This window comes from Pseudomonas sp. JY-Q (genome assembly GCF_001655295.1).
GTDB lineage: Bacteria > Pseudomonadota > Gammaproteobacteria > Pseudomonadales > Pseudomonadaceae > Aquipseudomonas > Aquipseudomonas alloputida.
The window spans coordinates 6167756-6178825 of the sequence record NZ_CP011525.1; the positions used below are offsets into that span (position 1 = coordinate 6167756).

An 11070-nucleotide genomic window follows, 5' to 3' on the forward strand; every position below is an offset into this window, starting at 1 on the left:
GACGGCCATCAGGTCGTCAGCGTCCGCAGCAGGTTCTTGTAGTCCTCGCGGATGTCCGCGTCGGATTCCTTCAGTTCATTGATTTTGCGGCAGGCGTGCAGCACGGTCGTATGGTCGCGACCACCGAACATGTCGCCGATTTCCGGCAGACTGTGGTTGGTCAACTCCTTGGACAGGGCCATGGCTACCTGACGCGGGCGCGCGACAGAACGCGAACGACGCTTGGACAACAGATCGGAGATCTTGATCTTGTAGTACTCAGCGACAGTACGCTGAATGTTATCCACACTGACCAGTTTGTCTTGCAGCGCCAACAGATCCTTGAGCGATTCACGAATCAGCTCGATGGTGATGTCACGGCCCATGAAATGCGAGTGAGCGATAACCCGCTTCAGTGCACCTTCCAGCTCACGGACGTTGGATCGAATGCGCTGAGCGATGAAAAAGGCTGCGTCATGCGGGAGCTCGACTTTGGCCTGGTCGGCCTTCTTCATCAGGATTGCTACGCGGGTCTCCAGCTCTGGCGGCTCGACAGCCACCGTCAGGCCCCAACCAAAGCGCGACTTCAGACGCTCTTCCAGGCCTTCGATTTCCTTGGGATAGCGGTCAGAGGTAAGGATTACCTGCTGGCCACCCTCAAGCAAGGCGTTGAAGGTGTGGAAAAACTCTTCTTGCGAGCGCTCTTTGCGAGCGAAGAACTGGATATCGTCGATCAGCAACGCGTCCACCGAGCGGTAGAAGCGCTTGAATTCGTTGATGGCGTTGAGTTGCAACGCTTTGACCATGTCCGCGACGAAACGCTCCGAATGCAGGTACACGACCTTGGCGTTCGGATTCTTCTTCAGCAGATGGTTACCCACAGCATGCATAAGGTGGGTTTTACCCAAACCCACACCGCCATAAAGGAACAGTGGGTTGTAGCCATGCTTAGGGTTGTCCGCAACCTGCCAGGCAGCCGCGCGGGCGAGCTGGTTCGACTTACCTTCGACGAAGGTGTCAAAGGTAAAGGTCCGGTTCAGGTAACTGGTGTGCTTGAGCGCACCTTCAACCTGCACGGTGCGCTGTTCAGCCCGGCCACCACTGGGCGGCGCAGCAGCAGGCTCGGCCATGGCATCAAAGCTGTCACGCGAAGACGTCTCGACCAATACAGGCTCGGCCGCGGCCACGGCAACGGGTTCAACCGCTGCGGCCGGGGCCGTCTTGTGCGCCTGAGTCTGCGCCAGCGAAGCCGCAACGGCAGCGCTGACCGGCGCGTTGGGCGCAGCCCTTGGGGCCGAGCTGCGGCGGCTACCTATTAATAAGGAAAGGGCTGGTGCAATGCCGCTACCGTTCTCACCCAACAGCTCGAGCAAGCGACCCAGGTACTTTTCATTGACCCAATCGAGAACGAAACGGTTAGGCGCATAGACGCGCAACTCGTCGCCTTCGGCTTCGACCTGTAGCGGACGGATCCAGGTGTTGAATTGCTGGGCAGGCAGTTCATCGCGCAGAAGCTCCACGCACTGCTGCCAAAGTTCCACTGACACGGATATCCCCTGAGTTTGAAAGCCGGATGAGGCAAAAACAAACCGCCATTGTACCGGTCGAGCGTTCAGTTATCCACATGTGGACACGTTAGGAACCACGACAAAACAGCCATTTATCGACCAAAACGGCTTTTCGCCTCTGTGAATAAGCCCTGTGGATAAACGCCCATGAGGGCTATGCACAACCCCAGCCCTTAGCCTGTTGATAACTCCACTGTGGATAACAGGTGTTTTCATCCACAGCTTTCGCTCACGATGGGAACAAGCGCAGCACGGGTTCAGAACAAAGTTGTAAAACTCTGTACACCCCGTAATTCATGGGCTAGCGCAGGTTATCCACAGAAGGTTATCCACTTAAGAGTTATAAGTTCTTCAAAAAAGCTTTTTATATGTCTCTTCTTTTTTTTCATGTTGTCCCCGATCCGTGTGTCCGATCAAGCACCCCTTGGGCACTGATCAACAGGCACCGTCCATCACATGCTCTATATGGAAAGACTGGTTGGAAATTGACCTATGGGCTTGCTTTCTCTAGAATCGCCGGTCTCTTAAAAAGGGGGCCATCCCGGCCCGTCGTCGACAAACCAGGTAACACGCCATGAAACGTACTTTCCAACCAAGCACCATCAAGCGCGCCCGCACCCACGGTTTCCGTGCCCGTATGGCTACCAAGAACGGCCGTGCTGTTCTGTCGCGTCGTCGTGCCAAAGGCCGTAAGCGTCTGGCCATTTGATTTTTCGGCACAGGTGGTGAGTCAGGACTTCAGTCGGGAAAAGCGACTGCTTACACCCCGGCATTTCAAAGCGGTCTTCGACTCCCCAACCGGCAAGGTTCCAGGGAAAAACCTGCTGATCCTTGCTCGCGAGAACGGCCTCGATCACCCACGCCTTGGCTTGGTAATCGGCAAGAAGAGTGTCAAGCTCGCCGTTCAACGCAACCGCCTCAAGCGCTTGATGCGCGATTCCTTTCGTCTGAACCAGCAATTGCTTGCCGGCCTGGACATCGTGATCGTCGCGCGCAAGGGATTGGGTGAGATAGAAAACCCGGAATTGCACCAACACTTTGGCAAGCTCTGGAAACGCCTGGCGCGCAGTCGGCCGACACCAGCAGTCACCGCCAATTCCGCAGGGGTAGACAGCCAAGATGCGTAAACTGGCACTCGTTCCGATCCAGTTTTACCGTTACGCCATTAGTCCTCTGATGGCCAATCACTGTCGGTTTTTCCCCAGTTGCTCCTGTTACGCGTATGAAGCCATCGAAAACCATGGCATCTGGCGTGGTGGGTGGCTGGCCGTTCGTCGCCTGGGGCGTTGTCATCCGTGGAATGACGGCGGTTTCGACCCCGTTCCACCCGCTCCTTCCTCCCGAACTTCTTCGATAGCCGAGTAATCATGGATATTAAACGCACGATCCTGATCGCCGCGCTGGCAGTCGTGTCCTACGTCATGGTCCTGAAGTGGAACGATGACTACGGCCAGGCTGCCCTGCCGACTCAGAATACTGCTGCCAGCACTGTTGCTCCGGGCTTGCCCGATGGCGTGCCGGCCGGTAACAACGGTGCCAGCGCCGATGTACCGAGCGCCAACGCCGAATCGAGCCCTGCCGAACTGGCACCGGTCGCACTCAGCAAGGACCTGATCCGAGTCAAGACCGACGTTCTGGAACTGGCTATCGATCCGGTCGGTGGTGACATCGTCCAGCTGAACCTGCCGAAGTACCCACGCCGTCAAGACCACCCGAACATTCCATTCCAGTTGTTCGACAACGGTGGTGAGCGTGTTTACCTGGCACAAAGTGGTCTGACCGGCACCGATGGCCCGGATGCCCGCGCCAGCGGCCGTCCCCTGTATGCCGCCGAGCAGAAGAGCTACCAGCTGGCCGACGGCCAGGAACAACTGGTGGTAGACCTGAAGTTCAGTGACAACGGTGTCAACTACATCAAGCGTTTCAGCTTCAAGCGCGGTGAGTACGACCTGAATGTCAGCTACCTGATCGACAACCAGAGCGGCCAGGCCTGGAGCGGCAACATGTTTGCCCAGCTCAAGCGTGATGCCAGCGGCGATCCGTCCTCCAGTACTGCCACCGGCACCGCTACCTACCTGGGCGCTGCCCTGTGGACAGCATCTGAGCCTTACAAAAAGGTCTCGATGAAGGACATCGACAAAGGTAGTTTGAAAGAAAATGTGTCCGGCGGTTGGGTTGCCTGGCTGCAGCACTACTTCGTGACCGCCTGGATTCCGGCCAAGTCGGACAACAACGTTGTCCAGACCCGCAAGGATAGCCAGGGCAACTACATCATCGGCTACACCGGCCCGGTTATCAGCGTACCGGCTGGCGGCAAGGTCGAAACCAGTGCCCTGCTGTACGCCGGCCCGAAGATCCAGTCCAAGCTGAAAGAGTTGTCCCCAGGCCTGGAATTGACCGTCGACTACGGCTTCCTGTGGTTTATCGCCCAACCGATCTTCTGGCTGCTGCAACATATCCACAGCCTGCTGGGTAACTGGGGCTGGTCGATCATCGTGCTGACCATGTTGATCAAAGGCCTGTTCTTCCCACTGTCGGCTGCCAGCTACCGCTCCATGGCGCGTATGCGTGCCGTTGCACCTAAGCTCGCCGCACTCAAGGAACGCTTCGGTGACGATCGCCAGAAGATGTCCCAGGCGATGATGGAGCTTTACAAGAAAGAGAAGATCAACCCACTGGGCGGCTGCCTGCCGATCCTGGTGCAGATGCCGGTATTCCTGGCCCTGTACTGGGTATTGCTGGAAAGCGTGGAAATGCGCCAGGCCCCATGGATACTGTGGATTACCGACCTGTCGATCAAGGATCCGTTCTTCATCCTGCCGATCATCATGGGCGCCACCATGTTCATCCAGCAGCGCCTGAACCCGACACCGCCGGATCCGATGCAGGCCAAGGTGATGAAAATGATGCCAATCATCTTCACCTTCTTCTTCCTGTGGTTCCCTGCCGGTCTGGTGCTGTACTGGGTTGTGAACAACTGCCTGTCGATTTCGCAGCAGTGGTACATCACTCGCCGTATCGAAGCAGCTACCAAAAAAGCTGCTGCTTGACGGGCTAATACGCTAGCCTGTGAATAAAAAACGCCCCCTAGTGGGGCGTTTTTGCTATCTGTCGTTTTTGTCGTAGAGGCTTTCGAGCATGAACACTGTGCGTGAAACCATCGCCGCCATCGCCACGGCCCAAGGCCGGGGCGGTGTGGGAATTGTCAGGTTGTCCGGCCCTCTGGCTGCCAAGGCCGGCCTGTTGATCACTGGCCGCACCCTGACCCCGCGGCATGCCCATTACGGTCCGTTCCGCGACGATGAAGGGCTGGTGCTGGACGAAGGGATTGCTCTGTTCTTTCCCGGGCCTAATTCGTTCACTGGTGAGGACGTGCTTGAACTGCAGGGACACGGCGGCCCGGTGGTTTTGGACATGCTGCTGCAGCGCTGTGTACAAGTCGGCTGTCGTCTGGCTCGCCCGGGCGAGTTCAGCGAGCGCGCCTTCCTCAACGACAAGCTCGACCTGGCGCAGGCCGAAGCCATCGCCGACCTGATCGAGGCCAGTTCCAGCCAGGCAGCGCGCAACGCCCTGCGCTCGCTGCAAGGGGAATTCTCCAAGCGTGTGCACAGCCTCACCGAGGCGTTGATTGCCTTGCGTATTTACGTCGAGGCGGCGATCGACTTTCCTGAGGAAGAGATCGACTTCCTCGCCGATGGCCATGTGCTGTCGATGCTTGATGCCGTGCGCAGCGAGTTATCCACTGTGCAGCGCGAGGCCGGGCAGGGCGCCTTGCTGCGTGACGGCATGACGGTAGTCATTGCTGGCCGACCGAATGCCGGTAAATCGAGCTTGCTGAACCAGCTGGCCGGGCGGGAAGCAGCCATCGTCACTGACATCGCCGGCACCACGCGGGATATCCTGCGCGAACATATCCACATCGACGGCATGCCGCTGCACGTTGTCGATACTGCCGGCTTGCGCGATACCGATGACCATGTGGAAAAGATCGGTGTGGAACGCGCCCTGAAGGCCATTGGCGAGGCAGACCGTGTGCTGCTGGTGGTCGACTCCACTGCGCCCGAGGCCAGCGATCCGTTCGCTTTGTGGCCGGAGTTTCTCGCTCAGCGGCCGGACCCGGCCAAGGTCACGTTGATTCGCAACAAGGCCGACCTGAGTGGTGAGCGGGTAGCGCTGGAACAGTGCGATGACGGCCATGTGACCATTACCCTGAGCGCCAAGGGCGACGACACAGGGCTGCAACTGCTCCGCGACCATCTGAAGGGTTGTATGGGTTACGAGCAGACTGCAGAGAGTGGCTTCAGCGCCCGCCGGCGCCATCTGGATGCTTTGCGCCAGGCCAGCGAGCACCTGGAGCACGGCCGTGCCCAATTGACCTTGGCGGGCGCGGGAGAGCTTCTGGCTGAGGACTTACGCCAGGCACAGCATGCGCTGGGGGAGATCACAGGAGCATTCAGCTCGGATGACCTGCTTGGGCGGATTTTCTCCAGCTTCTGCATCGGCAAGTAATCCACAGCCAGGCAAGGCCAAGCGCCGCTCCTTAGGGAGCGGCTTTTTTTTGCCTGAAATTCGTTGCAGAAGATGAATGCAGGCCGATGACCCAAACACCTGTGGGGGCGGGCGGGGCCGCGAAGAAGCCCTTACAAGCTCCAGATCCCTGTGGATGTACCGACCCTTTCGCGGGCTCGACCGCTCCAACCTGACCATGTCTGGCCGCCAGCGCGATGAATTTTCCATGCTCGGCTTGAAAACTGTGCTCAGGAGCCCTGTGGAAAAGTCGCCTTCAGCTCAGTTGATAAGCGGGCTTTTTTTCTGAGGGAAAACCCGCCTGTGGGTAAACAGCCATTTAATCCACAGGCTAAAAGACGTTATCCATAGGCCTCATGGCACTCCAGACACAGGGTTTAATTTCTCTCTACATAGCGCCATTATTGGGATACAGGACTTTATCCACAGATATCGCTGTGCATAAGAATAAACATAAAAACAAAGCTTTTTAAATTTCTTCTCTTTGATTTCTGTTGTTTGCCACTCATCCACAGACTGGTCAAAATTTGCTCAGACGGTTTCTTTAGTGGGGGTGAAGTCCCTATACTTGTCCGCTTACCTTCTCTATTCGCAAAAACAGGCACGAGGTGCGTGGTGGATTTCCCTTCCCGTTTTGACGTGATCGTCATCGGCGGCGGCCATGCCGGTACCGAGGCTGCGCTTGCGTCTGCACGCATGGGTGTGAAAACCCTGCTGCTGACCCATAACGTGGAAACCCTCGGTCACATGAGCTGCAACCCCGCCATCGGCGGTATTGGCAAAAGCCATCTGGTCAAAGAGATCGATGCGCTCGGCGGCGCCATGGCGCTGGCCACCGACAAGAGCGGCATCCAGTTCCGCGTTCTGAACAACCGCAAGGGCCCGGCCGTACGTGCCACCCGTGCGCAAGCCGACCGCGCCATCTACAAGGCAGTGGTACGTGAAATCCTGGAAAACCAGCCAAACCTGTGGATATTCCAGCAGTCCTGCGACGACCTGATCGTCGAGCAGGACCAGGTCAAAGGCGTGGTGACCCAGATGGGCCTGCGTTTCTTTGCCGAATCGGTGGTGCTGACTACCGGTACCTTCCTCGGCGGCCTTATCCACATTGGTCTGCAAAACCATTCCGGTGGTCGCGCCGGTGATCCACCTTCGATTGCCCTGGCCCACCGCATGCGTGAACTGCCGCTGCGCGTCGGCCGCCTGAAAACCGGTACCCCGCCACGCATTGACGGCCGCTCGGTGGACTTCTCGGTAATGACCGAACAGCCAGGCGATACGCCGATCCCGGTGATGTCGTTCATGGGCAATGCCGAAATGCACCCGCGTCAGGTGAGTTGCTGGATTACCCACACCAATGCGCGCACCCACGAGATCATTGCGTCGAACCTCGACCGTTCACCGATGTACTCGGGTGTGATCGAAGGTGTCGGTCCGCGCTACTGTCCGTCGATCGAAGACAAGATCCACCGCTTCGCCGACAAGGAAAGCCACCAGGTGTTCATTGAGCCGGAAGGCTTGAACACCCATGAGTTGTATCCCAACGGTATTTCCACTTCGCTGCCGTTCGACGTGCAGCTGGAGCTGGTCCGTTCGATCCGCGGCATGGAAAACGCCCACATCGTGCGCCCGGGCTATGCCATCGAGTACGACTACTTCGATCCCCGTGACCTCAAGTACAGCCTCGAGACCAAAGTCATCGGCGGCCTGTTCTTCGCCGGGCAGATCAACGGCACCACCGGGTACGAAGAAGCCGGCGCCCAGGGCCTGCTGGCCGGGACTAACGCCGCACTTCGGGCGCAGGGCCGTGACAGCTGGTGCCCGCGCCGCGACGAGGCATACATCGGCGTACTGGTGGACGACCTGATTACCTTGGGTACTCAGGAGCCGTACCGCATGTTTACCTCGCGTGCCGAGTACCGGCTGATACTGCGCGAAGACAACGCCGACCTGCGCCTGACCGAAAAGGGCCGTGAACTGGGCCTGATCGATGACCAGCGCTGGGCCGCGTTCTGCGCCAAGCGCGACGGTATCGAGCGTGAGGAACAGCGCCTGAAATCGACCTGGGTTCGGCCGAATACCGAGCAAGGCCAGGCCGTTGTGGATAAATTCGGCACTCCGCTGAGCCACGAGTACAGCTTGCTCAACCTGCTGGCGCGTCCCGAAATCGACTACGCCGGCCTGATCGAAGCGACTGGCGGTGAAGCAATCGATCCACAGGTTGCCGAGCAGGTCGAGATCCGCACCAAGTACGCCGGCTACATCGACCGTCAGCAGGATGAAATTGCCCGACTGCGCGCCAGCGAAGACACACGCCTGCCTGTGGATATCGACTACACGACGATTTCCGGCCTGTCCAAGGAGATACAGGGCAAGCTGAGCCAGACCCGTCCGGAGACGCTGGGCCAGGCTTCGCGTATCCCGGGTGTGACCCCGGCGGCGATTTCCCTGTTGCTGATTCACTTGAAAAAACGCGGCGCTGGCCGCGAATTGGAGCAAAGCGCTTGAGTTCCCTGGTCACCCCTCAACACGCTGAAGAGTTATCCACAGGTGCGCGCCAGCTTGGCGTCGAGCTGACTGCCGAGCAGCACGAGAAGCTGCTTGGCTACCTGGCTCTGTTGATCAAATGGAACAAAGCCTACAACCTGACTGCTGTGCGCGATCCGGACGAGATGGTTTCGCGTCACCTGCTCGACAGCCTTAGCGTCATGTCTTTTATCCACAACGATCGTGATAACTGGCTGGATGTTGGCAGCGGCGGTGGCATGCCCGGCATCCCGCTGGCTATCCTGCATCCACACAAGCGCGTCACCGTGCTGGACGCCAATGGCAAGAAGACCCGTTTCCTGACTCAGGTGAAAATGGAACTCAAGCTGGACAACCTCACGGTTATCCACAGCCGGGTCGAGGCCTTCCAGCCGGCACAACCGTTCGACGGAATCATCTCCCGCGCCTTCAGCAGCATGGAGAACTTCACCAACTGGACCCGCCACTTGGGCGACACCGGGACGCAATGGCTTGCAATGAAGGGGCTGCATCCTGCCGATGAACTGGTAGCATTGCCCGCAGACTTCACAGTGGAAAGCGAACAGGCCCTGACCGTTCCGGGTTGCCAGGGCCAGCGCCATCTGCTGATACTGCGCCGCAAGGCATGACTGGGAACACTCGCAACAATGGCTAAGGTATTCGCAATCGCGAACCAGAAAGGTGGTGTGGGCAAGACAACCACCTGTATCAATCTCGCCGCCTCGCTGGCTGCGACCAAGCGTCGTGTCCTGCTGATCGACCTCGATCCGCAGGGCAACGCCACCATGGGCAGCGGTGTGGACAAGCACGAGCTCGAGCATTCGGTCTACGACCTGCTGATCGGGGAGTGCGACTTGGCCCAGGCTATGCACTACTCCGAGCACGGAGGCTTCCAGTTGCTGCCGGCCAACCGTGACCTGACCGCCGCTGAGGTGGTGCTGCTGGAAATGCAGGTCAAGGAAAGCCGTCTGCGCAACGCCCTGGCGCCTATTCGCGATAACTACGACTACATCCTCATCGACTGCCCGCCGTCGCTGTCGATGCTCACGCTGAATGCTCTGGTCGCTTCCGATGGCGTGATTATCCCCATGCAGTGTGAGTACTACGCACTGGAAGGTCTCAGCGACCTTGTGGATAACATCAAGCGTATCGCCGCCCGGTTGAACCCGGAGTTGAAGATCGAGGGCCTGCTGCGGACCATGTACGATCCGCGTCTGAGCCTGAACAACGATGTTTCGGCACAGTTGAAGGAGCACTTTGGCCCTCAGCTGTACGACACGGTCATTCCGCGCAACATTCGCTTGGCCGAGGCCCCCAGCTTCGGCATGCCAGCCCTTGCTTACGACAAGCAATCGCGGGGCGCGCTGGCGTACCTGGCCCTGGCTGGGGAACTGGTACGCCGTCAACGCCGTCCATCACGCACTGCACAAACAACTTAAGGAATCCGTATGGCCGTCAAGAAACGGGGTCTCGGACGTGGGTTGGATGCACTGCTCAGTGGTCCTTCCGTCAGCGCGCTCGAAGAGCAGGCTGTGAAGATCGACCAGAAAGAACTGCAACACCTGCCGGTCGAGCTGGTCCAGCGCGGCAAGTATCAGCCTCGCCGGGACATGGACCCGGAGGCGCTGGAAGAGCTTGCGCACTCGATTCGCAACCATGGTGTGATGCAACCGATCGTGGTACGCCCGATTGGCGACAACCGATACGAGATCATCGCCGGTGAGCGCCGTTGGCGCGCTACCCAGCAGGCCGGCCTGGACACGATCCCGGCCATGGTCCGCGAAGTGCCCGACGAAGCCGCCATCGCCATGGCATTGATCGAGAACATCCAGCGCGAAGACCTCAACCCACTGGAAGAGGCCATGGCCCTGCAGCGCCTGCAACAGGAATTCGAGCTCACCCAGCAGCAGGTGGCTGACGCTGTGGGCAAGTCGCGGGTGACTGTGGCCAACCTGCTGCGCCTCATTACCTTGCCTGATGCGATCAAGACCATGCTCGCCCACGGTGATCTGGAGATGGGGCACGCCCGTGCATTGCTCGGCCTGGATGAAAATCGTCAGGAGGAGGGGGCGCGTCATGTTGTCGCACGTGGCCTCACCGTGCGCCAAACCGAGGCACTGGTCCGTCAGTGGCTCAGCGACAAGCCTGATCCGGTCGAACCGAGCAAACCTGATCCGGATATCGCACGCCTTGAACAGCGGCTCGCAGAGCGCCTGGGCTCGGCCGTGCAGATCCGTCATGGCAACAAGGGCAAAGGCCAGTTGGTTATTCGCTACAACTCGCTTGATGAGTTGCAAGGCGTGCTCGCTCACATCCGCTGAAACAATTCCTGTTGTAGCGCGAAGTCGGAAATCACTACCGAAGAGTTGAATAGGGGTTAATCCACCCCTATACTCTGCGCGCATTTTGTCGGCACAAATTATGCCAAGTCATAGCTGACTTGTTGGTCGACTTCCGAGGAGCAGTTGTG

The 11070-nt window shown here is 58.7% G+C and carries 10 protein-coding genes; 9 read left to right on the forward strand and 1 reads right to left on the reverse strand.

Going from position 1 to position 11070, the window contains the following annotated elements; all coding sequences use genetic code 11:
* Nucleotides 1-8: 8 nt before the first annotated feature.
* On the reverse strand, nucleotides 9-1526 hold the full coding sequence (dnaA, locus tag AA098_RS27640; protein WP_003253158.1) for a chromosomal replication initiator protein DnaA: 1518 nt from the start codon (nucleotides 1524-1526) through the stop codon (nucleotides 9-11).
* A gap of 595 nt (nucleotides 1527-2121) precedes the next feature.
* Between dnaA and rpmH the strand changes: the two genes are divergently transcribed.
* The 9 genes from rpmH to AA098_RS27680 all read left to right on the forward strand — a co-directional run bounded on the left by rpmH (nucleotide 2122) and on the right by AA098_RS27680 (nucleotide 10921).
* A complete protein-coding gene (gene rpmH / locus AA098_RS27645) occupies nucleotides 2122-2256 on the forward strand; it encodes a 50S ribosomal protein L34 (RefSeq protein ID WP_003253163.1) in 135 nt (44 codons plus the stop codon).
* A 13-nt stretch (nucleotides 2257-2269) separates the two neighbouring features.
* A complete protein-coding gene (gene rnpA, locus AA098_RS27650; protein ID WP_003253166.1) occupies nucleotides 2270-2674 on the forward strand; it encodes a ribonuclease P protein component in 405 nt (134 codons plus the stop codon).
* Nucleotides 2667-2912, forward strand: a complete 246-nt coding sequence (yidD, locus tag AA098_RS29050) for a membrane protein insertion efficiency factor YidD (protein WP_003253169.1) — start codon at nucleotides 2667-2669, stop codon at nucleotides 2910-2912. Before rnpA ends, yidD begins: the two co-directional genes overlap by 8 nt.
* Nucleotides 2913-2914: 2 nt before the next feature.
* Nucleotides 2915-4597: a membrane protein insertase YidC gene (gene yidC / locus AA098_RS27655; protein WP_003253171.1), complete on the forward strand. Its 1683-nt coding sequence runs from the start codon at nucleotides 2915-2917 to the stop codon at nucleotides 4595-4597.
* 88 nt (nucleotides 4598-4685) lie between these two features.
* Entirely contained in the window at nucleotides 4686-6056 is a 1371-nt protein-coding gene (gene mnmE, locus AA098_RS27660) for a tRNA uridine-5-carboxymethylaminomethyl(34) synthesis GTPase MnmE (protein WP_003253174.1), read from the forward strand.
* Nucleotides 6057-6689: 633 nt separating this feature from the next.
* On the forward strand, nucleotides 6690-8582 hold the full coding sequence (mnmG, locus tag AA098_RS27665) for a tRNA uridine-5-carboxymethylaminomethyl(34) synthesis enzyme MnmG (RefSeq protein WP_003253177.1): 1893 nt from the start codon (nucleotides 6690-6692) through the stop codon (nucleotides 8580-8582).
* Nucleotides 8579-9229, forward strand: coding sequence for a 16S rRNA (guanine(527)-N(7))-methyltransferase RsmG (gene rsmG, locus AA098_RS27670; RefSeq protein WP_003253179.1), 651 nt, complete (start codon nucleotides 8579-8581; stop codon nucleotides 9227-9229). Before mnmG ends, rsmG begins: the two co-directional genes overlap by 4 nt.
* An 18-nt stretch (nucleotides 9230-9247) precedes the next feature.
* Nucleotides 9248-10039, forward strand: a complete 792-nt coding sequence (locus AA098_RS27675) for a ParA family protein (RefSeq protein ID WP_003253182.1) — start codon at nucleotides 9248-9250, stop codon at nucleotides 10037-10039.
* Between the two features lie 9 nt (nucleotides 10040-10048).
* Complete coding sequence (locus AA098_RS27680; RefSeq protein ID WP_003253185.1) at nucleotides 10049-10921, forward strand: ParB/RepB/Spo0J family partition protein; 873 nt, start codon at nucleotides 10049-10051, stop codon at nucleotides 10919-10921.
* The last annotated feature ends 149 nt before the right edge of the window (nucleotides 10922-11070 follow it).

Excerpts from the sequence above, each read along its gene's own strand:
- rpmH (WP_003253163.1), top strand. The coding sequence starts at position 2,122 with ATGAAACGTACTTTCCAACCAAGCACCATCAAGCGCGCCCGCACCCAC.
- yidD (WP_003253169.1), top strand. The coding sequence starts at position 2,667 with ATGCGTAAACTGGCACTCGTTCCGATCCAGTTTTACCGTTACGCCATT.
- yidC (WP_003253171.1), top strand. The coding sequence starts at position 2,915 with ATGGATATTAAACGCACGATCCTGATCGCCGCGCTGGCAGTCGTGTCC.
- mnmE (WP_003253174.1), top strand. The coding sequence starts at position 4,686 with ATGAACACTGTGCGTGAAACCATCGCCGCCATCGCCACGGCCCAAGGC.
- AA098_RS27675 (WP_003253182.1), top strand. The coding sequence starts at position 9,248 with ATGGCTAAGGTATTCGCAATCGCGAACCAGAAAGGTGGTGTGGGCAAG.
- AA098_RS27680 (WP_003253185.1), top strand. The coding sequence starts at position 10,049 with ATGGCCGTCAAGAAACGGGGTCTCGGACGTGGGTTGGATGCACTGCTC.